This is a genomic window from Neorhizobium sp. 05N33, assembly GCF_056397445.1.
Map to the genome: position 1 here is coordinate 99,213 of NZ_JBFTNK010000005.1, position 26,952 is coordinate 126,164.

Below are 26,952 nucleotides of genomic sequence, written 5' to 3' on the forward strand. Positions count from 1 at the left end.
GGAGAAGGTCATGGCAGGAGCGCAGATCGTCGGTTGGGCGCATTCGAAGTTCGGCAAGTCCGAAGCGGCCTCGACGCGGGAATTGATGGCCGAGGTGATCAATCCGGCCCTGGAACATGCCGGCATCACGGCCAAGGATGTCGACGGCATTTTTGTCGGCGTGTTCAACAACGGCTTTTCCAAGCAAGATTTTCAAGGCGCCTTGGTGGCGATGGCGGCCGACGGGTTCGACCATGTGCCGGCGGTGCGGATGGAGAATGCCTGCGCCACCGGTTCGGCGGCGCTCTATACCGCGCTCGACTTCATCGCTGCCGGTCGCGGCAAGATCGCGCTGGTCGTCGGTGCCGAAAAGATGACCGCCCTGCCCACCAAGGAAACGGGCGATATCCTGCTGTCGGCCTCCTACCGCGAGGAGGAAGCGGACGTGGAGGGCGGTTTCGCCGGTCTCTTCGGCCGCATCGCCAGCCATTATTTCCAGCGTTATGGCGACCGTTCGGAAGAGCTCGCAATGATCGCGGCGAAAAACCACGCGAACGGCATGAAAAACCCCTATGCCCATATGCAGAAGGATTTCGGCTTCGATTTCTGCAATACGGTGTCCGACAAGAATCCCTATGTGGCAGCGCCGCTGAGGCGCACCGACTGCTCGCTGGTTTCGGATGGTGCGGCCGCCCTGGTGATCGCGGCGCCCGAAGTCGCGGCCGGCATGAAGCGCGCGGTCGCCTTCAAGGCGCATAACCATGTCAACGATATCCTTGCCATGTCGCGCCGCGATCCGATCGCCTTCGAGGGCGCGCGCATGGCTTGGCAGAAATCGCTGGCGGAGGCGGGCGTTTCGCTCGACGATCTCAACTTCGTCGAAACCCATGACTGCTTTACGATAGCCGAACTCATTGAATACGAGGCGATGGGGCTCGCCAAGCCCGGCGAGGGCTATCGCGTCATCCGCGAAGGGATCACCCGCAAGGATGGTCGTCTGCCGGTTAATCCGTCCGGGGGCCTGAAATCCAAGGGCCATCCGATCGGCGCAACCGGCGTTTCCATGCATGTCATGGCGGCGATGCAGCTCTGCGGCGAGGCGGGCGACATGCAGCTGCCGAAGGCGACAATGGCCGGTGTGTTCAACATGGGCGGCGCTGCCGTCGCCAATTACGTGTCGATCCTGGAGCGGACGAAATGAATGCGACGACCTCGGTTGGCGTCGGCGGTCGGACTGAGCCGAAGGGCGGGCTCAGCCCCCGCTCGACGCGGGTGATGAACCTTGCCCGCTTCGTGACGCAGGCGACGCGCCGCGAACCGCAGGGCATCGCGCTGGTCTGGGCCGAGAAGACCTGGACCTGGGAAGAGTTCGAGACCCGCATCGACGCGATGGCTGCGGCGCTGCAGCAGCGTTTCGGGGTGAGCAAGGGCGATCGCATCCTCGTCCAGTCGCAGAACTGCAACCAGATGTTCGAGAGCATGTTCGCCTGTTTCCGGATCGGCGCCGTCTGGGTGCCGACCAATTTCCGGCAGACGCCGGAAGAGGTCGCCTATCTCGCCAAGGCGAGCGGCGCGACCGGCCTGATCTGCAATGCTTCGTTTCCGGATCACGCCCGGGTGGTGCGCGAAAGCAATCCCGAAATCGGTTTCGTTGCTGCGATCGGCGAAGCGGATTTCGGACCCTCCTACGACGCTCTCGTGGAGGAATTCCGGGGCAGAAAGCCGGTCGAGGCGCGGGTCGAGCGCGACGATCCCTGCTGGTTCTTCTTCACGTCGGGCACGACCGGGCGGCCGAAGGCGGCGGTGCTGACCCATGGCCAGATGGCTTTCGTGATCAACAACCATCTCTGCGACCTGATGCCCGGCGTCACCTCCGCCGACGCGGCGCTGGTCGTCGCCCCGCTTTCGCATGGCGCTGGCGTGCATCAACTCACTCAGGTGGCGCATGGGGTGAAAACCATCCTGTTGCCGACCGAAAAGTTCGATATCGATGCCGCCTGGGCACTGATCGAAAAGTGGCGCGTCTCGACCATGTTCACAGTGCCGACTATCCTGAAGCTGCTGGTCGAGCATCCGGCGGCCGAGACATACGACCACTCCTCGCTGCGCTACGTCATCTATGCGGGCGCGCCGATGTATCGCGAGGACCAGAAGCGGGCGCTGAAAAGCCTCGGGCCTGTGATCGTGCAATATTTCGGGCTCGGCGAGGTGACGGGGGCAATCACCGTCCTGCCGCCAGCCTTGCATTCGGCCGAGGACGGCGAAGCCGCCAGGATCGGGACCTGCGGCATGGAACGCACCGGCATGCAGGTGTCGATCCAGAACGATGCGGGCGAGGAGGTCGCGCCATACGAGACCGGCGAGATCTGCTGCATCGGCCCGGCGGTCTTCGCGGGTTATTATGACAATCCGGAGGCCAACGAGAAGGCGTTCCGCAACGGCTGGTTCCGCACCGGCGACCTTGGCCATATGGATGCGGAGGGTTTCCTCTACATTACCGGCCGTGCCTCGGACATGTATATTTCCGGCGGCTCGAACGTCTATCCGCGCGAGATCGAGGAGAAGCTCCTTACCCATCCGGCGATCAGCGAAGTGGCTGTGCTCGGCGTGCCCGATCCGCTCTGGGGGGAAGTCGGCATCGCCGTCTGCGTCGCCAAGCCGGGTTCGGCGGTGACCGACAAGGACCTGTTCGCCTTCATCGACGGCAGGATGTCCCGCTACAAGATGCCGAAGCGCTTCATCTTCTGGGACGCTCTGCCGAAATCCGCCTACGGCAAGATCACCAAGAAGATGATCCGCGAAGAACTGCAGGCGCGCGGCGAGCTCGATAATAAGCCGGCTAACGACCTGCCGGCGCTGCGCCGGCTCAAGCATCCAGGCCCTGCCGCTCCGATCAGGCGCGAGGCGGTGCGGACCGCTTTAAAGCCGGTCGAGGGCATGCTGCGGCCGGGCGAGGTTTTCATGGCCGAGGTAGCGCGCGTTTTTGCGGAGGCCGGCTGCAAGGGTGGTTTCCTCAATATCGAGGGTGGAGCCTGCGATCCGTTCCGTTATGTCCTGCCGGCCTTCTCGCCAGACAAGGACCATGCTGCCTGGTACAGTGCGACCTTCGCGCCGGAAGCGGGTGGTAGGTTCCAGGCGGCGACTGCGATGGTCGGCGAACGGGACGGGGCGCCGTTCCTGCATTGCCACGGCATCTGGGATACCGGCGAAGGGGTTTTGCGGATGGGGCATGTGCTGCCCTTCGACAGCATCGTCAGCTGGCCGATCGCTGTCAAAGGGTATGGCAGCGCCACCGCGACGTTCTCGTCCGTCCCCGATCCGGAAACGAATTTCACGCTGTTTTCCGCAAAGGGTGAGAGCGGTGAGGGCAACGGCATTCTGTTGCGGATCCGGCCGAACGAGGATGTCGGTTTGGCAATCGAGGAAGTCTGCCGCGAGCATGGCATCGAGAGCGCCCGCATCTACGGCATCGGCAGCATCAACGAGCCAGTGTTCGAGGATGGGCGCCGCGTGGTCTGCCTCGCGACCGAGATCGCCATCGAGAACGGCGTGCTCGAAATGACGCCGGATGGGCTTCAGGCCTCGATCGATGCCGCGGTCGTCGATACGGATGGCGTGATTTATCACGGCCGGCTGGCGCGGGGCGACAATCCCGTCGGCGTCACCTTCGAACTGGTCATCATCGACAATCGGGAGAGCTGAACATGCGCAGCGTCGTCGTCACGGGTGCGGGATCGGGTATCGGCCTTTCGACGACGGAGCTTCTGATCGAAGCCGGCTGGCATGTGCTGGCCACCGACCGCGATGCCGAAGCGCTCGATCGGCTGATGGAAAGGCTCGGCAATCGGGCCGGTCTCCTCACCACCGTTCTTCTCGATATCACCGACGAGAAGGCGATCGCCGAACTCGCTGATCGCTGCCAGGCGCTTCAAAACCCGCTGCAGGCACTGGTCAACAGCGCCGGTGTCGGTTCGAACGTTCGGTTCGCCGATACCACGACCGATCAGCTCCGGCGGATGTACGAGGTCAACGTCGTCGGCGCGTTCGCGCTGTCGCAGGCACTGGCGCCGATCATGCGGGAAAACGGCGGCGGGTCGATCGTCCACATCGCCTCGGTCTCCGGCATCAAGGGCAATCTCGGCCGTTCCGCCTATGGCGCGTCGAAGGGCGCGCTGGTGACGCTCACCAAGATCATGGCGGTCGAACTTGCCGACGACCTGATCCGCGTCAACGCCATTGCGCCGGGTCCGATCGAGACGCCGATGGTCAAGGAGAACCACACGGCAGCGACGCGTGAAGAGTGGAAGCGCACCGTGCCGATGCGCCGTTACGGTCGGCCGGAGGAGATTGCCACGGCAATCGCCTTTCTCGTCGACGAACGCCAATCCTCCTATGTGACCGGCCAGATTCTGGCCGTCGACGGCGGATTCACGGCTGCCGGACTGATGGCCTGAACCGTTCCGGCACGACATTCGTCATATGACAATCTCTTCACGAAAATAGGCGGCCCGACGCGTCGACGCTCGTTGACAAGTCACGGGATAGATTAGAAAACTGCCGACTTCCGACGGCAGCCACGGGGGGACTTTCAATGTCTAGGCGCGCGTTATTCGGCTTTCTCGCTCTCATCGTTTCCGCTTTCGCTCTCGTCTCGCCGCTGACTGCGGCCGACCGGCGGATCGAAAGCACTCCGAACAGCGATTATCTCGGTTTCGATCTTCGAACCGTGAAGAATGTCAGCCAGCCCCAGTGCGAGGCGGCCTGCATCGGCGACAATGCCTGCAAGGCTTTCACCTATAACGAGAAAGCCAAATGGTGCTTCCTCAAGTCGGATTACAGCCAGCTCAACCCGTTTCCGGGTGCGACCGCCGGCAAGATTGTCGTAACCGCCGTTGAACCCGATATCGGCGCCCCGCCAAAACTGTCTTTCCTCTCGGAAGAAGTCCTCCAGCAGGCGCGCGATCAGAAGGATGGGCTGACGCTTGGCGACAACCAGCAGGGTTACGGCGTCGAAAATTTGAAGACGATCGCCCAGGGCCAGGTTCTGGCCGGCAATATCGATACGGCCGTCTACAATTTCAAAGGCGCGCTCTCGGTCATCCCCGACGACGGTGCGCTGTGGATCGAGCTTGCCCGTGCTGCCAGCACCGCGAAGAACAACACCACGGTCGACGGCGAAGGCACGCTTGCCGCCGTCAACGGCTACCAGCTTTCACGCACGACGCAGACCCGCGCCGATGCGCTGGCGGTTCTCGGGGCCGCGCTTGCCAAGCAGCAGAATTATCGCGCCGCGCTCAATGCCTACAAGGCGAGCCTTGCGCTGGTGAATGCCCGCACCGTTCAGGCCGCCTATAACGACCTGCGCGAACGCCAGGGTTTCCGCGTGACCGGCAACACGGTCGATGCCGACAGCGCCAATCCGCGCGTCTGCGTTCAATTCTCCGAACCGCTGGTGAAGATCGGCGTCGATTACGCGCCCTTTGTCGTGCTCAACGGCCAGGCGCCGAAGGCGATGGAGGCCAAGGACAGCCAGATCTGCGTCGAAGGCCTGACCCATGGCCAGCGCTACAAGCTGTCGCTGCGCCGTGGCTTGCCCTCTTCTGTCGACGAGCCGCTCGCGGCACAGGTCGATATCGATGTCTACGTCAAGGATCGTTCGGCGACCGTGCGGTTCACCGGCGACAGTTTCGTGCTGCCGTCGACCGCGCGCCGCGGCATTCCGATCGTTTCGGTCAATACCGAGAAGGCCAATCTGAAGCTCTACAGGGTAGGGGACCGCAGCATCGCCCCGCTGCTCGCCAACTCGCAGTTCCTGACCCAGATGGACGGCTATAACGCCACCCAGATCCAGGAGCAGAGCGGCGAACTGGTCTGGCAGGGTACGATCGATATCGCCCAGGATCTCAACAAGGACGTGGTGACCAGCTTCCCCGTCGACGAGGCTCTGCCGACCCGCAAGCCCGGCGTCTACATGCTGACGGCGGCGGCCGCCAATGCGCCGAGCCAGGAATACGATACCAAGGCGACGCAATGGTTCGTGGTATCCGATATCGGGCTCACCACCTACGCCGGCACGGACGGCCTCAACGTCTTTGCCCGCTCGCTCGGCAGCGCCAAGCCAATGGCCGGCGTCGACCTGCAGCTTCTCGCCAAGAACAACGAAATCCTCGGCACGGCGAAGACCGATGCGGATGGCCGCGCGGTGTTTACCGCAGGCCTGATGCGCGGCACGGCGGCGATGGTGCCGGCCGTGCTGGCGGCCCAGAACAACGGCCAGGACTATGTCTTCCTCGACATGGCCCGTGCCGGCTTCGACCTGTCCGACCGTGGGGTCACCGGCCGTCCGGCGCCTGGCGCGATCGATATCCTGCCCTGGACCGAACGGGGCATCTACCGCCCCGGCGAAACCGTGCATGCCTCGGCGCTTGCCCGCAATATCGATGCGACGGCGATCGAGAACCTGCCGCTGACGTTCGTCTTCCTGCGGCCTGACGGCGTCGAGGATCGGCGCATCGTCAACAACGGCTCGCTCGGCGGTTATGCGCTCGACCTGCCGCTGCTTGCGACCTCGATGCGCGGCACCTGGACGATCCAAATCTTCACCGATCCCAAGGGGTCGGCAATCGGCGAAAAGACCTTCCTCGTTGACGACTTCGTGCCGGACCGCATCGAATTCGACATGACCAGCGACGCCAGGGAAATCGCGGTCGGGGAGCCGGCGCCAGTCAATATCGACGGCCGTTATCTCTATGGAGCGCCGGCGGCCGGCCTCAATCTCGAAGGCGAGATTGCGCTGAAGACGTCGCGCGAAAATCCGGCCTTCCCGGGCTACCAGTTCGGCCTCGTCGATGAAGAGGCGAGCGAAGCGGTTCGCATTCCGCTGGAGGCGCTCGAACCGCTCGACGACGACGGCAAGGTTACCTTCGACGCGACCGTTTCCGAAGCGCCGTCGACGACGCAGCTCGTCAACGCCGATATCGTGGTGCGCATGCAGGAGGCAGGCGGGCGGGCGATCGAGCGTTCGATCACCCTGCCGGTCAAGGCGGAAGGTGCCCGGATCGGCATCAAGCCGGAGTTTTCCGGCGATCTCGGCGAAAATTCGGTCGGCAATTTCACCGTGATCATGGTGGACGAGGCCGGCAAGAAGCAGGCGGTGCAGAACCTGCCCTGGAAACTGGTCAAGATCGACCGCGACTATCAATGGTATCGCGACGGCTCGTCCTGGCGGTATGAGCCGGTGACCCGCACCAGCCAGGCTGCCAACGGCACGGTGAATGTCACGGCGGATGGTGGCAAGGTTTCGGTGCCGGTCAAGTGGGGCCGCTACCGGCTCGAGGTCGAGACCGCCGATATCGGCGGACCCACGTCCAGCGTCGAATTCGACGCCGGCTGGTTCGTGACCGCGACCTCGACCGAAACCCCGGATGCGCTGGAAATCGCACTGGACAAGCAGAGCTACAAGGTCGGCGAGACGGCCAAGCTCAAGGTGTCGTCGCGTTACGCCGGCGAGCTGATGATCACCTCCGGTTCGGAGAGCCTGATCGCGGTCAAGACCGCGAGCATCGGCGCGAATGGCGGTGAGGTGGAAATCCCCGTCACTACTGCCTGGGGTGCCGGTTCCTATGTCACGGCGACGCTCTATCGTCCGGGCCAGGCGCAGGAAAGCCGCATGCCGATGCGCGCCATCGGCGTTACCTGGCTGAAGGTCGATCCGGAAAGCCGCGATCTGCAGGTGTCGATCACGGCGCCGGAAAAGACGCTGCCGCGCCAGCCGCTCAACATCTCGCTGCAGGTCGCCGGAGCAGGCGCAAACCAGGACGCCTATGTCACCGTCGCGGCGGTTGATGTCGGTATCCTCAATCTGACGCGTTACCAGCCTCCGGCGCCGGACGACTGGTATTTCGGCCAGCGCCGCCTCGGCCTCGAAATCCGCGACCTCTACGGCCGCCTGATCGACGGCTCGCTCGGCGCAACCGGGCGGCTGCGCACCGGCGGCGACGGCGGCAGCGCGGCGCTGCAGTCGAGCCCGCCGAAGGAAAAGCTGATTGCCTTCTTCTCCGGCCCGGTGAAACTCGATGCGCAGGGCAAGGCGAATGTCTCCTTCGACATTCCGCAGTTCAACGGCACGGCGCGCGTCATGGCGGTCGCCTGGTCGAAGACCGGCGTCGGGCATGGCGTCAAGGACGTGGTGATCCGCGATCCGGTCGTGGTGACAGCCAGCCTGCCGCGCTTCCTGGCACCTGGCGACCAGACCAATCTCAGGCTCGACATCGCCAATACCGATGCGCCGGCCGGCGATTACCAGCTCGCCATCACCACCAACAAGCCGGTTTCCGTCGATCAGAAGGGGACCGGAAAGATAACGCTGGCCGCCGGCGGCAAGTCGGATGTCACGCTGGCACTTCGCGGCGTCGAGCCGGGCGACGGGTCGATCTCGATCCGCCTTTCGAATGCGTCGGGCATGTCGCTCGACCAGGTGCTCGATATTCCGGTGCGGCCGGCTGCCATGCCGATCACCCAGCAGCGGCTTGTCGAGCTGAAGCCGGGCTCCAGCGTCACGGTCGATGCCAACCTGCTTGCCGACAGCATCCTGCCGGGTGCCTCGATCAGCGTGAATGTCAGCCGCTCCACCGCCTTCGACATTCCGGCGCTGCTGATGAGCCTCAGCCGTTATCCCTATGGCTGCGCCGAACAGACGACCAGCCGCGCCCTGCCGCTTCTCTATCTCAGCCAGATGGCGGTGCAGAACGGCCTTGCCGACGATACGGAAGTCAAGAAGCGGGTCCAGGACGCGATCTATCGCGTGCTGTCCTACCAGTCCTCTGCCGGAAGTTTCGGCCTCTGGGGTCCGGGCGGCGGCGATCTGTGGCTCGATTCCTACGTGAGCGACTTCCTCAGCCGGGCCCGCGAACAGGGTTACGATGTGCCTGAACAGGCGCTCGTCCAGGCTCTCGACAGCCTGCAGAACTCGCTCGGCTTCACCAACAATATCAAGGATCAGGGCAACGAGATCGCCTACGCGCTCTATGTGCTCGCCCGCAACCGCAAGGCCGCGATCAGCGACCTTCGCTACTACGCCGACACGATGTTGAACGACTTCCCGACGCCGCTCGCCAAGGCCCATATTGCCGCGGCGCTGGCACTTTATGGCGATGCGCAGCGGTCAAAGAATATCTTCGCGGCCTCGCTGCAGATGTCGCAGGACGCGCAGATCCACCGGGTCAGCCTGTCGCGTTCGGACTATGGCTCGTCCTTGCGAGATGGTGCCGCGGTTCTGGCGCTCGCCGCCGAAAGCCGGCCGGTGCCGCCGATCGTTCCGGCGCTCGCCACCATCGTTGCCAAGGAATGGGGGCAGAAGAAATACACCAGCACCCAGGAACAGACCTGGATGCTGCTCGCCGCCCGCGCGCTGCAGAATGGTGACGACGGCCTGCGCCTGCAGGTCAACGGTGCCGACCATCGCGGCACGCTGATGTCGCAGATGACCGGCGATGCGCTGATCGGCCATCCGCTGACGGTCAAGAACAACAGTGCCGATCCGCTGTCTGCTTCGATCACCACGGTTGCGGCCCCGGCTCAGCCGCTGCCCGCCGGCGGCGATGGTTTCCAGATCACCCGGACCTACTATTCGATGGACGGCGAGGAGGCCAATGTCAGCGAAGCGGAGCAGAACCAGCGTTATGTCGCGGTGATCAAGATCACCGAGAGCAACAGCTGGCCCTCGCGCATCGTCGTCACCGACCTTCTGCCGGCCGGCTTCGAGATCGACAATCCGAGCATCGTCAACAGCGCCAGCCTTGCCAATTTCGACTGGATCGAGGAAGTGCAGGCGGCCCATACCGAATTCCGCAACGACCGTTTCGTTGCGGCCTTCGACCGGAGTTCCGGCGACAACCGCGAGATCACGCTTGCCTATGTGGTCCGCGCCGTAACCCCTGGCGTCTACGATCATCCGGCTGCCCAGGTCGAGGACATGTACCGTCCGCAGTTCTCGGCCCGTACCGCAACCGGCAAGATGGAGGTGCTTGCCGCCCAGTAAGCGGCAGCTCGTTCCGATGAAGCTCAGGTGGAAACTTTCGATCGGTCTGGGTATCGGCCTCGGCGTAGCGGCGGGGCTGATCGTCGGCCTCGATGCGGCCGACAGGGCCTATCCGCCGCCGCTTGAAAAGGCGCGGGTGGTGTCCGCCGAAGTGCTCGACGCGGATGGCGAGCTGCTGCGCGCCTTCGCGACGCCGGAAGGCCGCTGGCGGCTTCGCACGAGCACCGAAAACGTCGACCCGCGTTTCCTGAAAATGCTGGTCGCCTATGAGGACCAGCGTTTCTACGAGCATGGCGGCGTCGATCCGTGGGCGCTTGGGCGAGCGATGCTGCAGCTTGTCACCAACGGTCGCGTCGTGTCTGGCGCTTCGACGCTGTCGATGCAGGTGGCCCGGCTGATCGAACCGCGCGAGAACCGCTCCGTTGCGGCCAAGCTCCGCCAGGTGGTCCGAGCCATCCAGATAGAGCGGCGGCTGTCCAAGAGAGAAATCCTCGAACTCTACCTCACCCACGCGCCCTATGGCGGCAATCTCGAGGGCGTGCGGGCAGCAAGCCTTGCCTATTTCGGCAAGGAGCCGCGGCGGCTGACGGTGGCGGAAGCAGCACTTCTTGTTGCTCTGCCGCAATCACCGGAAGGCCGGCGGCCGGACCGGCATTTCAAGATTGCTCAGGCGGCTCGCGAGAGGGTGCTGATGCGTTCGGCCGTGGCGGCGATCACTGGCGACGGCGAAGCGCAGCGGGCGGCACGCGACGGCATCCCGGCACGCCGGCTGCAATTGCCGGCCTATGCTGCGCATCTCGCCGAAGCGGCGATCCGCAAGCAGCCGAAGATCGACCAGCACAAGACGACTTTGAAGCGTAGCATCCAGCAGGGGCTTGAGCAGGTCGCCCGGGAAGCTTCGGTCAAGCTCAGCCCGAAGGTGTCCGTTGCCATGGTGATGGCGGATATCACCACCGGCGCGATCGTCGGCGAAGTCGGTTCGGCCGATTATTTCGATGCGAGCCGCTCCGGTTGGGTGGATATGACGCGGGTCAACCGCTCGCCGGGCTCGACGCTGAAGCCGTTCATCTATGGCCTCGCCTTCGAGCAGGGGCTGGTTTCCCAGGAAACGATCATCGAGGACCGGCCGGCGGATTTCTTCGGTTATCGGCCGAAGAATTTCGACATGACCTACCAAGGCGATGTCAGCGTCCGCCAAGCGCTGCAGCTGTCGCTCAACGTGCCGGCCGTGCGGCTGCTGGATGCCGTCGGCCCGTCGCGGCTGATGATCCGTTTCCGCCGTGCCGACGTGCGGCCGGTGCTGCCGGCCAACGAGGCGCCGGGCCTGGCGATCGGTCTCGGCGGCGTCGGCATCACGCTCAAGGATCTGGTGCAGGCCTATGCGGCGCTTGCCAATCGCGGCAATCCGATGCGGATCGGCAATGGCATTGAGGACCAGCCGGGCATGATTGACGGCGAGCCGCTTCTCGATCCGCAGGCGGTGTGGAACGTTGCGGACATTCTGTCCGATGTTCTCCCGCCGCAGGGCAGCCGAAGGCTCGGCATCGCCTACAAGACCGGCACGAGCTACGGCTATCGCGATGCCTGGTCGGTCGGTTTCGACGGGCGTCATGTGCTCGGCGTCTGGGTCGGGCGGCCGGATAATGGCGCGGTGCCGGGCATCGCCGGTTATCAGACGGCAGCGCCGATCCTGTTCGAGGCGTTTTTAAAGTCCGGCGTGCCGATCACGCCGCTGCCCTCGGCACCGTCGGGGGCCGTGCGCATTGCGCAGACCGAGCTGCCGATCAGCCAGCGGCGTTTCTCGATGACGGCGAGCGGGCTGTTTTCCGCCTCGACGCGGGAGCCCGCACCGCAGATCGTCTATCCGCCGGAGGGTGCGCGCGTCGATCTCGGGGCGCAATCGGGCGATATCTCGCCGCTGGTCCTGAAGCTGCAGGGCGGCCGCGCGCCGTTCCGCTGGCTCGCCAATGGCAAGCCGCTCAGCGAGCTATCCCGTCGCCGGACCAGCGAATGGACGCCGGATGGCGCCGGTTATTCGACGCTGACGGTGATCGACGCCGCCGGCCGGGCCGCGAGTGTCCGGGTTTTCGTGGAATAGAAATGTCGGAGCTTCCGCGAGAGAAGGCGTTCAAGCGTTCGCTCGCTTTCGGCCAACACTCTGGAGCCCCGCGCAGTTTCCTGCCGTGGTTTTCAAAGATCGGAGAGCCCACACGAATGCGGAACCTCATAGTAAAATAATAGTATGGCTCCGCATTCGCGTGGCCTTCGGCGTCTTTTCGAGGCTTCCGGCCTCTACAGGTGATCATCTCGCCTCGCTGCGTGGCTTTATTCGCGCCCATCCTTTCGGGATAAGCTTGCCACTTGCACGGCTCAACCGAACCTGGCCCGGCGGCCAGGGGGAGGCTTGATAGGCGGCTTGATCCGAAGACCTTGCCGCCATGGCTTTCACCTCCCTCACCTTCCCCGCACGTTACGGATCCAATGAGGGCGCCGGCTCCCGCCTGCCCGCGAACGTCTCGCGAAACACTCCGGCGACGGAAGCGAGCGGATTGTAGGCATTGTTTGGGAGGGCGGGGATGATGATGCGGTTAAGTCATTGGAGATGCTGGAAGGCGGCGATGAATAATCCACGGGTAAAACGTAAAGACCGCATTGGACGGCGCTCCCTGCCATACCCCCCTCTGTCCTGCCGGACATCTCCCCCTCAAGGGGGGAGATCGAAGGAGGCGTGTTCAGCGGTCCCTCTCTGATTTGTGCGGCGACAGGAAGCTGGCAGGGAGTGGAGTTCGGCAAGCTCAAAGCTTTTGGCTGGGTAAGACCTTGCTTCTGGCCGATCTCCCCCCTTGAGGGGGAGATGCCCGGCAGGGCAGAGGGGGGTATGATGGGGCACGACCTCTCTCAAATCGCCCAACAATTGAACCTCTTCAACACTCCGCGAAAATCGGCTTTCGGAAGTATGATGCAATCGCTTCGAAGGGCGTCCTAAGCTGCGGCCGCCGCCTTCTTCTTCGCCACACGGGCGCGGATCGACTCGATATCCGCCCGCGGCGTCGCCTTGAAAAGCGTGCGGGTATAGTCGTGCTTCGGATCCGAGAAGACTTCTTCGCGGGTGCCGTATTCCACGGCCTCGCCGAAATACATCACCATCACCTCGTCGGCGATATAACGCACCACCGAGAGGTCGTGGCTGATGAAGACGTAGGTGAGGTTGAACTCGTCCTGCAGGTCGGCGAGCAGGTTCAGCACCTGGGCCTGCACCGAAAGGTCGAGGGCCGAAACCGGTTCGTCGAGCACGAGAAGCTTCGGGTTCATCATCAGCGCGCGGGCAATCGCGATGCGCTGGCGCTGGCCGCCCGAGAACATGTGCGGGTAGCGGTTATAGTGTTCCGGGCCAAGGCCGACCTTCTTGAGCATTTCGCTGGCGCGGTCGCGGCGTTCGCCGGCGGACATGTCGGTATTGATCGCCAAGGGTTCGCCGAGCACGTCGCCGATCTTCTGGCGCGGGTTCAGCGAACCATAGGGGTTCTGGAAGACGATCTGCACCTTCTGGCGCATTTCCGGGGTCAGGTGACCGGGGCGGGTGTCGACCTTCTTGTTGTCGATCAGCAGATCACCGCCGGTCGGTTCGTCGATGAAGGTCAGCATGCGGGCAAGGGTGGATTTGCCGCAGCCGCTCTCGCCGACGATCGCCAGCGTCTTGCCGCGTTCGAGCTTGAAGGAAACGCCTTTCACCGCATGGATGATCTTCTTCGGCTTGAAGAGGCCGCCGGGCAGTTCGTAATCGCGCTTGATGTCGCGCACTTCGAGCATGGTGTTGTTGGTCATATTATCGCTCATGCGCGTGCCTCCGGCGCCGGTTCCGGATTGCCGTCGAAGAAGGCGGAAACGGTGGTGAGGCGGTCGCCGGTGGCGTTTTCCGGCAGCGCCGCCAGCAGCGCCTTGGTATAGTTGCTCTTCGGGTTTTCGAAGAGGGAAAGCACGTCGGCTTCCTCCATCTTGCGGCCCTTGTACTGCACGACGACACGGTCGGCGGTCTCGGCGACCACGCCCATGTCATGGGTGATCATGATCAGGCCCATGCCGTTTTTCGCCTGCAGCGCCATGATCAGGTCGAGGATCTGCTTCTGGATCGTCACGTCGAGCGCCGTGGTCGGCTCGTCGGCGATCAGCAGTTTCGGATTGCAGGCGATCGCAATGGCGATCATCACGCGCTGGCACTGGCCGCCCGACATCTGGTGCGGAAAGTGGTTCAGCCGCTCTTCAGGGTTGGGCAGGCCGACCTGGCTGAACAGCTCGATGGCGCGGGCGCGGCGGGCCTTGCTGTCCAGGCCGAGATGGATGCGCAGCACTTCCTCGATCTGGAAGCCGACCGTGAAGCACGGGTTGAGGCTGGCGACCGGCTCCTGGAAGATCATCGCGATGTCCTTGCCGATCAGCTTGCGGCGCTCAGTCGGGCTGATGTTCTGGATGTCGCGGCCTTCGAAGAGCATGCGGTCGGCGGTGATCTTGGCGGTCCACGGGAGCAGCCCCATGACGGCCAGCATGGCGACGGACTTGCCGGAGCCGGATTCGCCGACGATCGCCAGGACCTCGCCCTTTTCGACCGAGACGGAGACGCCGTCGACGGCACGGAACCAGCCGGTTGCGGTTTCGAATTCGACGATGAGGTTATCGATTTGCAAGAGCGCCATGATCAGGACCTCTTCAGTTTCGGGTCGAGCGCATCGCGCAGGCCGTCGCCCATCAGGTTGATGGCGAGAACGGTGACGAGAATGGCAACGCCGGGGAAGGTGACGACCCACCAGGCGCGCAGGATGAACTCACGCGCTTCGGCAAGCATCGTGCCCCATTCCGGTGCCGGCGGCTGGGCGCCCATGCCGAGGAAGCCGAGGGCGGCGGCATCGAGGATGGCGTTCGAGAAGGAGAGCGTCGCCTGGACGATCAGCGGCGCGGTGCAGTTCGGCAGGATGGTGCGGAACATCAGGCGCAGCGGCCCGGCGCCGGCAAGCCTTGCGGCGGTCACATAGTCGCGGGTCTTCTCGGCCATCACGGCGGCGCGGGTGAGGCGCACGAAATGCGGCTGCAGGGTGAGCGCGATGGCGATCATGCCGTTGGTGAGGCTAGGCCCGAGGATCGCGACGAGCACGAGGGCGAGCAGCAGCGACGGGAAGGCGAGGATGATATCCATCAGGCGCATGATGACGGTATCGACCCAGCCGCGATAATAACCGGCGATCAGGCCGACGATGATGCCGCCGGTGAGCGACAGCGTCGTCACGAAGACGCCGATGAACAGCGAATACTGCGCGCCATAGATCAGGCGGGACAGGATGTCGCGGCCGACAGGATCGGTGCCGAGCAGATAGGACGGGTTGCCGCCCTCGGCCCAGGCCGGCGGAAGCAGCGCGAAATCGCGATACTGCTCGAACGGCGAATGCGGGGCGATGAACGACGCGAAGATCGCCACGATGACGAGGGCGACGAAAATGATGAGGCCCAGAACGGCGCCGCGATTTTCGGAAAAGTAGAACCAGAACTCGCGGAGCATCTGGCGGCGCATCGCGGCGCTGGAAACCGGCTCGGCGATCTTGGTAACAGTGGTATCGGCCACGGGATTTTCTCCTTCTTGGTGCCGGTTCAGTGTCGGATTCTGGGGTTGATCAGGCCGTAGAGCAGATCAACGACGAGATTGACGAACATGATGATGGCCGCGATCAGGAGCAGGCCGCCCTGGATGACGGCGTAGTCGCGGCGGAAGACGCTGTCGACCATCCATTTGCCGATGCCCGGCCAGGAGAAGATCGTCTCGGTCAGGATGGCGCCGGCGAGCATGACGCCGATCTGCAGGCCGATCGTGGTGATGACCGGGATCATGGCGTTGCGCAGCGCATGGATGCCGACGACACGGAAGGGCGAGAGGCCCTTGGCGCGGGCGGTGCGGACGTAGTCTTCCGAAAGCACTTCCAGCATGGCGGAGCGCGTCTGGCGGGCGATGACGGCGAGCGGAATGGTCGCAAGCACGATCGACGGCAGCGCAAGATGGCTGATCGCCGAGGCGAAGGCACCCTTCTGTCCCGACAGCAGCGAGTCGATCAGCATGAAGCCGGTGACCGGCGGGAAGAAGAACATCAGCGAGATGCGGCCGGAAACCGGGAACCATTGCAGGGTGCCGGAGAAGAGGATGATCAGCAGCAGGCCCCACCAGAAGATCGGCATCGAATAACCGACAAGCGCGATGCCCATCAGTCCCTGGTCGAAGATCGAGCCGCGCTTGATCGCGGCGATCACGCCGGCCGGAATGCCGAGCGCGATGGCGATGACGATGGCACAGAAGGAAAGTTCGACGGTCGCCGGAAACAGCGCCCAGAACTGGTCGAGGATCGGCTTCTTGGACACGATCGACGAGCCGAAATCGCCGGTCAGCACGCCGCCGAGATAATCGAAATACTGGGTGACCAGCGGCCGGTCCAAACCGAGCTGGGCGCTGATCTGGGCATGCCGCTCCGGCGACATGACGCGTTCGCCGGAAAGAAGTGCAACCGGATCACCCGGCAGAAGTCGGATAAATGAAAAAGCAATGATCGAGACCCCGATGAAAGTCGGGATCAACACGGCGATACGCCGCAACAGGAAGCCAAACATTCGAAACCTTCGTGGTTTTTGGTTCGTGGCCGATTCACGGTTTTGTCAAGCCATGAAGGCGGCAATCGTGGCGTCTGCGCCAAATTTTGGCGTCTCATAAGAAAATGCCGCGGGAAACGCAACGCGTCCCGCGGCAAAATCGTCGTGAAGCAGAAATTACTGCGCGATATCGACCGCTTCGAAGGTGAAGTCGCCGAGCGGGCTCTGGGTAAAGCCGGTCACGCCCTTGCGCATCGGAACGACGGCGAGGGAGTGATCGATGGTTGCCCAGGGAGCGTCCTTCTTGAAGACCGCCTGAGCCTGTTCGTAGAGCTTGGTACGCTCGGCCAGGTCGGAAACGACTTTGGCCTTCTTCACCAGTTCGTCGAATTCCTTGTTGCACCACTGGGCGCGGTTGTTGCCGCCGACGGCGTCGCAGCCGAGCAGCGTGTCAAGGAAGTTGTCCGGGTCGCCATTGTCGCCGGTCCAGCCCATGATGGCGGCGCCGTCACGGTTCTTGTCCTTCGAACGCTGCAGGTATTCGGCCCATTCGAAGGAGACGATCTCGACCTTGACGCCGATCTTGGCGAAATCGTCCTGGATGATTTCGGCAGCGCGGCGGGCGTTCAGCATGTAGGGACGCGAAACCGGCATCGCCCAGACCTTCATGGAAAGATCCTTGACGCCTGCGTCGGCGAGCATCTTCTTAGCCGCTTCGAGGTCGTACGTGTCGTCCTGGGTGGCCTTGCTGTAGGACCACATGGTCGGCGGGATCGGGTTGACGGCGGGTGTCGCCATGCCCTGGAAGACGGCATCGACGATCGCCTTCTTGTTGATCGCCTTGTTCAGCGCCTTGCGGACTTCGACCTTGTCGAACGGAGCCTTGGTCGTGTTGTAGGCAAGGTAGGCGACGTTCAGGCCTTCCTGCTCCAGAACCTGGAGGTTCGGATCAGCCTTCATCGCCTTCACGTCGGCGGCGTTCGGATAGGGCATCAGGTGGCATTCGCCGGCTTTCAGCTTCTGGTAACGAACGGCGGCGTCGGTGGTGATCGCGAAGACGAGATCGTCGATCTTCGGAGCCTTGCCCCAGAAATCGGCGTTCTTCTTGTAGCGGATGACCGCGTCCTGCTGGTAGCCGACGAAGGTGAACGGGCCGGTGCCGACCGGCATCTGGTTCAGCTGTTCCTTCTTGCCGGCCTTCTCGAGGCTGTCGGCATATTCCTTCGACAGGATCGAAGCGAACGGCATTGCGACGTTGGCGAGGAACGGTGCTTCCGGACGGTTGAGGGTGACCTTGACCGTCAGGTCGTCGACCTTCTCGATCGACTTGATCAGCTTCGGAAAGCCCATGCCATCGGCATATTCCCAGGTCGCGCCGGAAATGTACTTGTTCCAGGCATTCTTTTCGTCGATCTGGCGGCCGAGCGAGAAGACGATGTCGTCGGCGTTCAGATTGCGGGTCGGCTTGAAGAAGTCGGTCGTCTGGAACTTGACGTTCGGACGCAGCTTGAAGGTGTAGACGGTGCCGTCAGCGGAAATTTCCCAGCTCTGGGCAAGGGCGGCTTCCGGCTGGGTCGTGCCCGGCTTGAACTCGAGCAGGCGATTGTAGATCGGATGCGCCGATGCGTCGAAGGTCGTGCCGGCGGTATAGATGCCGGGATCGAAGCCTTCCGGAGAACCTTCCGAGCAATATACGAAGGTCTTGGCGCTGGCGGCGCTTGCGAAGAATGTTGCCGACAGCAGCGCTGCGGCAAGGGTGAGTTTGTATTTCATATGGATCTCCCGATGACCTGTGGCCGGCTTATGTGCCGTGCCCGGTGGATGTCTTCAGCTGGAATGGCGCGTATATAGCGCCCAACGACTGGTATTCCCGTGTTCACCTCCTGGCCGGCGATATTTCGCTGCGGCCGGCCTCAAAATGCGTTTCTCCTGGCGGGTCTGCTCCGGCCTTCAGGCCGGGCACGCCCTTGTTCCTTGATTCCGATCAACGGCTGCCGCCGTATCGAATTTCTCGCCCGCTTTATTTTTTAGAAAATTTTCCACAAAATCGGCAAAATTCCCGTGCATTTTTATTCTTTTAGGCTCGTTTCATAGATTTGCCTGCGGGCCATGGCGCGGGAGCATACCGATTATGATCCGGTTGTCGAGATGCTAACATTCGCGTGCCATTCACATCCGCATTCCTTTCGCCCAATCCCTCAGCACAGCCTACTTTTGCTGCAATGCCGCATTGCCATCGGCCAGGAATTGGGTACGGTTCGGGCCTTCCGACCAGCATAGATCTATCGAGGCAACGGTTTCATGACGACAGGCAATTCCAATCTCCCGCTCGTTTGGGATTTCATCGACCGCAAAAAAGAGGTCTTCACGGTACTCGCGGACCGCGTTTGGGAGACGCCGGAAACCTGCTACATGGAGACGCTTTCGGCTGCCGCGCATCGCGAAATGCTGGAGGCGCAGGGCTTCAAGATCACCGAGAACGTCGCCGGCATTCCGACCGCACTGATCGGCGAGGCGGGCGAGGGCGGTCCGGTGATCGCCTTCCTCGGAGAATATGATGCGCTGGCGGGCCTCAGCCAGAAGGCTGGCGTCACCCGGCATGACCCGACGACATCAGGCGCGAACGGTCATGGCTGCGGCCACAATCTTCTCGGTTCCGCATCGCTGCTGGCGGCGACCGCGCTGAAAGACTGGCTGGAGAAGACCGGCACGCCCGGCCGGGTGCGTTATTACGGCTGCCCGGCGGAAGAGGGCGGTGCCGCCAAGGCGTTCATGGTGCGGGCCGGTGCCTTCGAGGATGTCGACATCGCAATCAGCTGGCATCCGAGCAATTTCGCCGGCGTGCAGCGGGAGACTTCGCTTGCCAACTGCCGGATCGACTTCACGTTCGCGGGCCGCGCCGCCCATGCGTCCGCGGTGCCGGAACTTGGCCGCAGCGCGCTCGATGCCGTCGAACTGATGAGCGTCGGTGTCAATTATATGCGCGAGCACATGCCGTCCGAAAGCCGCATCCATTATGCGGTCCTGGATAGCGGCGGCATTTCGCCGAACGTCGTGCAGGCGCATGCCAAGGTGCGCTATGTCGTCCGTTCCGCAGATCTTCCCGGGCTTTTCACGCTGATCGAGCGGGTCAAGAAGGTTGCCGAAGGTGCGGCGCTGATGACCGAGACCAAGGTCGAGAGCACGATCCTGGCCGGCGTTTCCAACCTCGTCGTCAACACACCGCTGATGGACGTCATGCAGGATGTCTGGGACAGCATGGGTCCGCCGCCGTTCGACGCCGCGGATATCGAATTTGCCGAGCAGATCCGTGCCACGCTGACGCCGGAAGACATTGCCGCAAGCTGGAACCAGGAGCGCCTGGAGCAGCGGGATATTCCGCTTGCCGATTTCATCCTGCCGCCGCACACCGAAAACCGCCAGATGGGCGGATCGACGGATGTCGGCGATGTCAGCTGGGTCGTGCCGACCGTGCAGGCTTATGGCGCGACGCTCGCCGTCGGCACCCAGCTTCACACCTGGCAAGTGGTTGCGCAGGGCAAGAGCCCACTTGCCCACAAGGGCATGGTCTCGGTCGCCAAGGCGATGGCCGCGACGGGGCTCGCCGCCATGACCAGCGATCAACTCCGCGAGGCGGCCTGGGCCGATCTCAAGAAGCGGCGCAAGGGACAGGATTACAAAAGCCCTATCCCGGCCGGCGCCGAACCTCCGGTCGCGGCAATGACGCTGAAATGACCAAATAAACTGATCGACGCGTCAACTATTTTGAACGGTCGGCGTCTCTGAAAACGGCGATTTGGGCTGTCCAATATCGCCGTTTCCGCCTATGAAATTTATGCGCCGTTGCGTGTCTCACAGGAGGTCCGTCGTGACTATTCAGCCCAATTCCATCGAAGCCCGGGACAAGGCTTACCAGCTCCACTCCTACACCAATGCCCGCGCGCTGGAGCGTGACGGTTCGCTGGTGATCGACCGCGGCGAGGGCATCTATGTCTACGACGTCAACGGCAACAAATATATCGAGGGCATGGCCGGCCTCTGGAGCGTCGGGGTCGGTTTCGGCGAAAGCCGGCTCGTCGAAGCGGCCGCGAAGCAGATGGCGAAGCTCCCCTATTACCATACCTTCACCCTCCGCAGTCACGGTCCGTCGATCGATCTTGCTGAGAAGCTGATCCAGATGGCGCCGGTGCCGATGTCGAAGGCCTATTTCACCAATTCCGGTTCCGAAGCCAATGATACGGCGATGAAGATGGTCTGGTATCGTTCGAACGCGCTCGGCAAGCCGGAAAAGAAGAAGATCATTTCGCGCATCAAAGGCTATCACGGCGTGACGATCGCCAGCGCCAGCCTCACCGGCCTGCCGAACAACCACCGCTCGTTCGACCTGCCGCTGGCCGGCGTCTTCCACACGACCTGCCCGCATTACCGCGCCCTCAGCGAAGAAAACGAGACGGAGACGGCCTTCGTCGAACGCTGCGCCAAGGACCTCGAAGACCTGATCCTCAAGGAAGGTCCAGAGACGGTCGCCGCCTTCATCGGCGAGCCGGTCATGGGCGCTGGCGGCGTCATCGTTCCGCCGGCCGGTTACTGGGATGCGATCCAGAAGGTGCTCAGGAAATACGACATCCTGCTGATCGCCGACGAGGTGATCTGCGGCTTCGGGCGCACCGGAGAGATGTTCGGCACCACGACCTATTCCCTGCAGCCGGATATCATGACGCTGTCGAAGCAGATTTCGTCGTCCTATCAGCCGATCTCGGCGCTGCTGATCAACGAGAACGTCTACGGACCGCTTGCCGATGAATCGGCAAAGATCGGCACGTTCGGTCATGGTGTGACCGCGGCCGGCCATCCGGTCGCCGCAGCAGTTGCGCTCGAAAACCTGGCGATCATCGAAGAGCGCGATCTAGTGGGCAATGTCCGGGCGCTGGCGCCGAAGTTCCAGAGCCGGCTGAAGGCGCTGGAAAGCCATCCGCTGGCGATCGAAGCCCGCGGCGTCGGCCTCATCGGCGCCCTCGAACTGAAGCCACGCGACGGTTTCGCGGCCGGCCAGCTCGGTCCAAAGCTGCTGGCGATCATGCTCGAAAAAGGCCTGATCTCGCGGGCGATCGGCGACTCGCTGGCGCTCTGCCCGCCAATGATCATCAACGAGCAACAAATCGATACGATCTTCGACACGTTCGAAGCCTCGCTCGAAGTCTTCGCGAAGCAGCTCGCGGCCTGATATCCTCCCGGAGCCGCGCTAACCTATTGGTGCGGCTCCGATTGCGCTTGGGCCATGCGCGCCTATATTGCTCGCCATGCTGGATGTCATCGAACCCTATTGGCCGCATATCCTCTTCGTTTTGTCGGTCCTGATGGGGGCCGCAGCTGCGATTCACGCGGCGATGACCAAGGAAGAGGTCCGCTCCGCGATCGGCTGGGTCGGCGTCATCGTTCTGTCTCCGATCGTCGGCGCGCTGCTTTATCTTGTCGCCGGGATAAATCGCATCCGCCGTTCGGTGATCAGCGATCGCCGGGCGCTACTGCAGGGGGAAATCCGGGCGCATGTGGTTTCCTACGACGCGACCAACGACCTGATCATCGAGGAATTCGGGCATCGCTTCCGGGCGATGAAGACGCTCGGCGACCGGGTGACGCGCCACCGGCTGACGACCGGCAATACGATCGTCGCGCTCGATACCGGCGACGAAGCCTATGGGGCGATGCTGAAGGCGATCGCCAAGGCGAAACGCAGCCTCATCCTCGAGACCTATATCTTCGACCGGGACAGGATCGGTACCCGGTTTGCGGATGCGCTGACTGCCGCGGTCAAGCGCGGCGTCGAAGTGCGTGTGCTGATCGATGCGGTCGGCGCCCGATATTCGGTGCCGAGCGTGCTCGGCACGCTCAGAGAGGGCGGGATCACGGCCGATGTCTTCAATGGCAACGTCATCATGGGGCTGCGGCTGCCTTATGCGAACCTGCGCACCCATCGGAAGATCCTGGTCATCGACGGGCGGGTGGCGTTTACCGGCGGCATGAATATCCGCGAAGGTTTTTCGAGCGAATTCAGCGGCAACAACTGTTCGTTCGACACGCATTTCAAGGTAACCGGGCCGGTCGTCGCCGACCTGTTCGCGATCGCCGCCGCCGATTGGCGATATGCGGCCGACGAGGCATTGGAGGGCGAGGCCTGGGCGCTGCAGGCGCCGGAGACGAACCCCGGTTCGCCTGTCGTCATGCGCGCCGTTTCCTCCGGCCCCGACCGCAGCGTCGAGACCAACCACAAGATGCTGATGGGCGCGTTTTCCGTGGCGCGTTCCTCGATCCGCATCGTATCGCCTTATTTCCTGCCGGACCGCGAACTGATCACCGCGCTCGTCACCGCCGCCCGGCGCGGGGTTGAGGTCGATATCGTCGTGCCGACCGCCAACAATCTCGTCCTGGTCGACCGGGCGATGACCGCGCAGTTCGACCAGATGCTGAAGAATTACTGCCGGATCTGGCGGGCGTCCGGGCCGTTCAACCATTCCAAGCTTCTGGTGGTCGACGGGCGCTGGGCCTATGTCGGCTCATCGAACCTCGATCCGCGATCACTCCGGCTCAATTTCGAGGTCGATCTCGAAGTTCTGGATTGTCCCTTCGCGGAAGCGTTGGAACGAAGGATAGATCTGGCGATTTCTTCCGCAACCGAAGTGACGCTCGATGGGTTGATGGCAAGACCCTTCCTCGTGCGCCTCATCGAACGGGTGTTCTGGCTGGGGTCCCCCTATCTCTAGTTGCTGGATAGATAGGCAGCTTGCCTTATAGATTTCATTGATCGGCGAATAGTCAAAAGAACCATGCGGGAAAAACGCCCCAATCTTCCGAAAAGCATTCTGGCTTCCATCCGGGCTCGAAGGAACCGCGGTGCCGGAACGCATGAGGAGCGAGAACGCGGACACGGCATGCTGATCGCTTCCTACAACGTGCACAAATGCGTCGGCATCGACGGAAAGTTCGATCCCGCCCGCACCAGCCACGTGATCCGGGAAATCGGTGCCGATGTGATCGCGCTGCAGGAGGCGGACTCCCGGTTCGGCGAGCGGCGTGGCCTCCTCGATCTTGCCTGGATGGAGCGGGAGACGGGTCTTTTCCCGGTGCCCGTCTCGGGTGTCGCCAAGGCGCATGGCTGGCATGGCAACGTTGTTTTCTTCCGCGAAGGTCTCGTGCGCGACGTCCACCAGGTCAAGCTGCCGGGGCTCGAGCCGCGGGGCGCTCTGATCACCGAACTGGAGCTCAAGGACGGCAGTGCGTTCCGGATCATCGCCGCCCATCTCGGCCTGCTCAACCGTTCGCGGCAGCAGCAGGCCCGTATGATCCTCGATATCCTGCGCTCGCGTGACGAGCAGCCGACCGTGCTCATGGGCGATCTCAACGAATGGCGGCTTGGTGACCGCTCCTCCCTGAATACGCTCGCGACCGTGTTCGGTCTCCCGGCTGCGGTGCCGAGCTTTCCGTCGCGCCTGCCTGTCCTGGCGCTCGACCGCATCATGGCGAACCAGCCCGGGCTGATCGATGCCGTCGAAACCCATGACAGCCCGCTTGCGCGGCTTGCTTCCGATCACCTGCCCATCAAGGCGGTGGTGAAGCTCGGTTCCCTGCCGTTGTCTCAAGGGACGGAAGCCGGCTGAGCCGATCCTTTTCCGGCCTTTACCGAAACGGAAACCGCCGATAGGTTTGTGGCCTCACCGCCTCGCCCTCCGAATGGAATTTCCCGCATGACCGATATCGCCATGATCGAAGCCGCCCGTGTCCGTCTCGATGGCCACGTGCGCCGCACCCCGCTGCTGTCTTCGCCCTTTCTCGACGACATCGCCGGGCGGCGTATCTTCGTGAAGCCGGAATGCCTGCAGCACACGGGTTCGTTCAAGTTTCGCGGCGCCTGGTCGGCGATTTCGGCACTGTCGCCCGACGTCCGGGCCAAGGGCGTGATCGCTTTCTCCTCGGGCAACCATGCTCAAGGCGTGGCGCTGGCGGCGAGGATGCATGGCATCCCGAGCGTGATCATTATGCCGTCCGATGCGCCGCGCATCAAAATCGAGAATACCCGCGCTTATGGCGCGGATGTCGTGCTCTATGACCGCCTCAACGAGGATCGCGATGTGATCGGCGCGCGGCTGTCGCAGGAGCGCGGCCTGACGCTGATCAGGCCGTTCGACGAGCCGCTGGTGATCGCCGGCCAGGGCACGACCGGGCTCGAAATCGCCGAACAGGCCAAGGAGGAAAGAATAGAGAAGGCCGATGTGCTGGTGCCGACCGGCGGCGGCGGCTTCATTTCCGGCGTTGCGCTGGCCTTGAACGCCAAGGCCCCTGGGTTTCTCGTGCACCCTTGCGAGCCGCAAGGCTTTGACGACGTGACGCGCTCGCTGGCTTCCGGACGGATCGAGCGCAATGCCACCCAGGGCGGTTCGCTCTGCGATGCGATCGTCACGCCGCAGCCCGGCAACATCACCTTCCCGATCATGTCGAAGCTCTGCGGCGCAGGTCTCGTGGTGACCGACGATGAAGCGTTGCATGCGGTGGCGCTTGCCTTCAGCCGGCTGAAGATCGTTGTCGAACCCGGCGGGGCGGTGGCATTGGCGGCCGCTCTTTTCCATGGCGAGACGCTGGGCGATACGGTGATTGCCGTCTGCTCGGGCGGCAATATCGACCCGGATATCTTCCGTCTGGCGCTGGATCGTTTTGGCGCCTGAAGGGCTCGCGAGGGGCCTGGGTATAATAAACCGTTAAACACCCGGAAGGGCCGTTAAGAAAAAAGGATTTTCTACGGAACTGGTGGCAGGTTGGAACATTATCTCTATCGGCTTGGTAGAGATAAGCTAGGATAGGTTAAACGTCCGAAAAGGGCGAAAGCAGAACCCGGGAGACATCCAATGCGTCATATAGAGCATCAGACACGGTCTTTCCCAGTCCGCAGCGCCGCGGGCAAATGGCAGTGGGCGGCGCATACCGCCCTGGTGACGGCAGCGTTCATCTTTGTCGGCGCTGTCACGCTCGGCCTTTTCCCCTGAGCCTTTCAGGTTTCGCCTTTTCAAATCGGGCTTGGTTCTCCCAAGACCGAAACACCTCCCGCGCTTGCCGCTCGGGAGGTGTTTTCGTTTCGGGCTTATCTCGTCGGAAGATAGGCTTCGGCAAGCTCTACCCAGAAGCTGGTTCCGATCGGCAGCGCGTCGTCGTTGAAGTCGAAACGGGGGTGGTGCAGCGGCGGATCGCTGTCGGTGCGCCTGGTGCCGAGCAGGAAATAGGTGCCCGGCCGCTCCGCCAGCATATAGGCGAAGTCCTCGGCACCCATGGACGGGCGGGGCAGATCGATGACCTTGTCCTCGCCGACGACGCGGCGGGCGAGGTCGCGGACGAAATCCGTTTCCGCCTTGTGATTGATGGTCGCCTCGTAACCCCGCTTGTAATCGAGCGTGACGCTCATGCCGTAACTGGCGGCCTGGCCTTCGGCGACCATCCGGATGCGCCTTTCCAACTCGTTGCGGACGTCCGGATCGAAGGAGCGGATGGTGAGCAGCATTTCCGCCCGCTCCGGAATGACGTTGCTCGCCATGCCGGCATGGAAGGCGCCGACGGTGATCACCATCTGGTCGAGCGGGTGGATGTTGCGCGAGGCGATCGTCTGCAGCGCCATGATGATGCTCGCGCCGCAGACGATCGGATCCGACGTATCCTGCGGCTCGGCGCCATGGCCGCCGCGGCCATTGACCGTGATGCGGCATTCGTCGACCGCCGCCATCATCGGGCCTTCCTTTACGCCGATCTGGCCGAAGGGCAGGCTGGGGTCGTTGTGCAGCCCGAACACGGCATCGCAGGGGAAACGCTCGAAGAGGCCGTCCTCGATCATCAACCGGGCGCCGCCGAAATTTTCCTCCGCCGGCTGGAAGATCAGGTGGATCGTGCCATCGAAATTCCTCCTCTCGGCAAGGATCCTAGCCGCACCCAGCAACATCGCGGTGTGGCCGTCATGGCCGCAGGCGTGCATCAGGCCTTTGTTCCTGCTGGCATATTCGGCGCCGGTTTCCTCCTCGATCGGCAGCGCATCCATATCGGCACGGATGCCGATCGACCGGCCGCCGGTGCCGTTCTTCAAGGTGGCGACAACGCCCGTCTTGCCGAGGCCGCGGGTGACTTCGTATCCGAGACCGATGAGCTGAGCGGCGACGAAATCGGATGTGTTGAACTCCGACAGGCCGAGTTCCGGATGTTGATGAAGGTAACGGCGAGTGGCCACCACTTCGGCCATATAGTTGGAAAACTGGATCGTCATCGTTCAAAACACCGAAGGT

General features: G+C 63.0%; 16 protein-coding genes and 1 pseudogene. 11 read left to right on the forward strand and 6 right to left on the reverse strand.

Annotated elements, in window-relative coordinates; genetic code table 11:
- Nucleotides 1-10 precede the first annotated feature (10 nt).
- From AC1DLT_RS15370 to pbpC, 5 genes and pseudogenes are all read left to right on the forward strand, one after another.
- A complete protein-coding gene (locus AC1DLT_RS15370; RefSeq protein WP_477487317.1) occupies nucleotides 11-1,180 on the forward strand; it encodes an acetyl-CoA acetyltransferase in 1,170 nt (389 codons plus the stop codon).
- A pseudogene (locus tag AC1DLT_RS15375) lies at nucleotides 1,177-2,805 on the forward strand (acyl-CoA synthetase); the annotation flags it as partial. The gene AC1DLT_RS15370 and the pseudogene AC1DLT_RS15375, both read left to right, overlap by 4 nt.
- A gap of 878 nt (nucleotides 2,806-3,683) precedes the next feature.
- On the forward strand, nucleotides 3,684-4,433 hold the full coding sequence (locus AC1DLT_RS15380; protein ID WP_477487318.1) for an SDR family NAD(P)-dependent oxidoreductase: 750 nt from the start codon (nucleotides 3,684-3,686) through the stop codon (nucleotides 4,431-4,433).
- Between the two features lie 137 nt (nucleotides 4,434-4,570).
- Entirely contained in the window at nucleotides 4,571-10,018 is a 5,448-nt protein-coding gene (locus AC1DLT_RS15385) for an alpha-2-macroglobulin family protein (protein ID WP_477487319.1), read from the forward strand.
- A 16-nt stretch (nucleotides 10,019-10,034) separates the two neighbouring features.
- Nucleotides 10,035-12,116 carry a penicillin-binding protein 1C gene (gene pbpC / locus AC1DLT_RS15390; protein ID WP_477487447.1) on the forward strand — a complete coding sequence of 694 codons (2,082 nt, stop codon included), beginning with the start codon at nucleotides 10,035-10,037 and terminating at the stop codon, nucleotides 12,114-12,116.
- 884 nt (nucleotides 12,117-13,000) lie between these two features.
- On the opposite strand, the gene AC1DLT_RS15395 is transcribed toward pbpC, so the two are convergent.
- The 5 genes from AC1DLT_RS15395 to AC1DLT_RS15415 all read right to left on the reverse strand — a co-directional run bounded on the left by AC1DLT_RS15395 (nucleotide 13,001) and on the right by AC1DLT_RS15415 (nucleotide 18,412).
- Nucleotides 13,001-13,855, reverse strand: a complete 855-nt coding sequence (locus tag AC1DLT_RS15395; RefSeq protein ID WP_477487320.1) for a dipeptide ABC transporter ATP-binding protein — start codon at nucleotides 13,853-13,855, stop codon at nucleotides 13,001-13,003.
- A complete protein-coding gene (locus tag AC1DLT_RS15400) occupies nucleotides 13,852-14,709 on the reverse strand; it encodes an ABC transporter ATP-binding protein (RefSeq protein WP_477487321.1) in 858 nt (285 codons plus the stop codon). The genes AC1DLT_RS15395 and AC1DLT_RS15400 overlap by 4 nt, the downstream gene beginning before the upstream one ends.
- 2 nt (nucleotides 14,710-14,711) lie before the next feature.
- Nucleotides 14,712-15,578, reverse strand: a complete 867-nt coding sequence (locus AC1DLT_RS15405; protein WP_477487448.1) for an ABC transporter permease subunit — start codon at nucleotides 15,576-15,578, stop codon at nucleotides 14,712-14,714.
- Between the two features lie 77 nt (nucleotides 15,579-15,655).
- Nucleotides 15,656-16,660 carry an ABC transporter permease subunit gene (locus AC1DLT_RS15410; RefSeq protein WP_038546848.1) on the reverse strand — a complete coding sequence of 335 codons (1,005 nt, stop codon included), beginning with the start codon at nucleotides 16,658-16,660 and terminating at the stop codon, nucleotides 15,656-15,658.
- Nucleotides 16,661-16,816: 156 nt separating this feature from the next.
- A complete protein-coding gene (locus AC1DLT_RS15415) occupies nucleotides 16,817-18,412 on the reverse strand; it encodes an ABC transporter substrate-binding protein (protein ID WP_477487322.1) in 1,596 nt (531 codons plus the stop codon).
- A 528-nt stretch (nucleotides 18,413-18,940) separates the two neighbouring features.
- Between AC1DLT_RS15415 and AC1DLT_RS15420 the strand changes: the two genes are divergently transcribed.
- From AC1DLT_RS15420 to AC1DLT_RS15445, 6 genes are all read left to right on the forward strand, one after another.
- A complete protein-coding gene (locus tag AC1DLT_RS15420; protein WP_477487323.1) occupies nucleotides 18,941-20,374 on the forward strand; it encodes a M20 family metallopeptidase in 1,434 nt (477 codons plus the stop codon).
- Nucleotides 20,375-20,507: 133 nt separating this feature from the next.
- The gene (locus AC1DLT_RS15425; RefSeq protein ID WP_477487324.1) at nucleotides 20,508-21,863 is read left to right on the forward strand and encodes an aspartate aminotransferase family protein; all 1,356 of its coding nucleotides are present in this window, start codon (nucleotides 20,508-20,510) and stop codon (nucleotides 21,861-21,863) included.
- Between the two features lie 76 nt (nucleotides 21,864-21,939).
- Nucleotides 21,940-23,400 (forward strand): cardiolipin synthase, encoded by a 1,461-nt coding sequence (cls, locus tag AC1DLT_RS15430; RefSeq protein ID WP_477487325.1) that lies wholly within the window; start codon nucleotides 21,940-21,942, stop codon nucleotides 23,398-23,400.
- A 63-nt stretch (nucleotides 23,401-23,463) separates the two neighbouring features.
- On the forward strand, nucleotides 23,464-24,294 hold the full coding sequence (locus tag AC1DLT_RS15435; RefSeq protein ID WP_477487326.1) for an endonuclease/exonuclease/phosphatase family protein: 831 nt from the start codon (nucleotides 23,464-23,466) through the stop codon (nucleotides 24,292-24,294).
- Between the two features lie 87 nt (nucleotides 24,295-24,381).
- Nucleotides 24,382-25,356: a threonine ammonia-lyase gene (locus AC1DLT_RS15440; protein WP_477487327.1), complete on the forward strand. Its 975-nt coding sequence runs from the start codon at nucleotides 24,382-24,384 to the stop codon at nucleotides 25,354-25,356.
- Between the two features lie 180 nt (nucleotides 25,357-25,536).
- Nucleotides 25,537-25,674 carry a hypothetical protein gene (locus AC1DLT_RS15445; RefSeq protein WP_157885188.1) on the forward strand — a complete coding sequence of 46 codons (138 nt, stop codon included), beginning with the start codon at nucleotides 25,537-25,539 and terminating at the stop codon, nucleotides 25,672-25,674.
- 95 nt (nucleotides 25,675-25,769) lie between these two features.
- Here the strand turns inward: AC1DLT_RS15445 and AC1DLT_RS15450 are convergent, their stop codons facing one another.
- Entirely contained in the window at nucleotides 25,770-26,933 is a 1,164-nt protein-coding gene (locus tag AC1DLT_RS15450) for a M20 aminoacylase family protein (protein ID WP_477487328.1), read from the reverse strand.
- Nucleotides 26,934-26,952 lie beyond the last annotated feature (19 nt).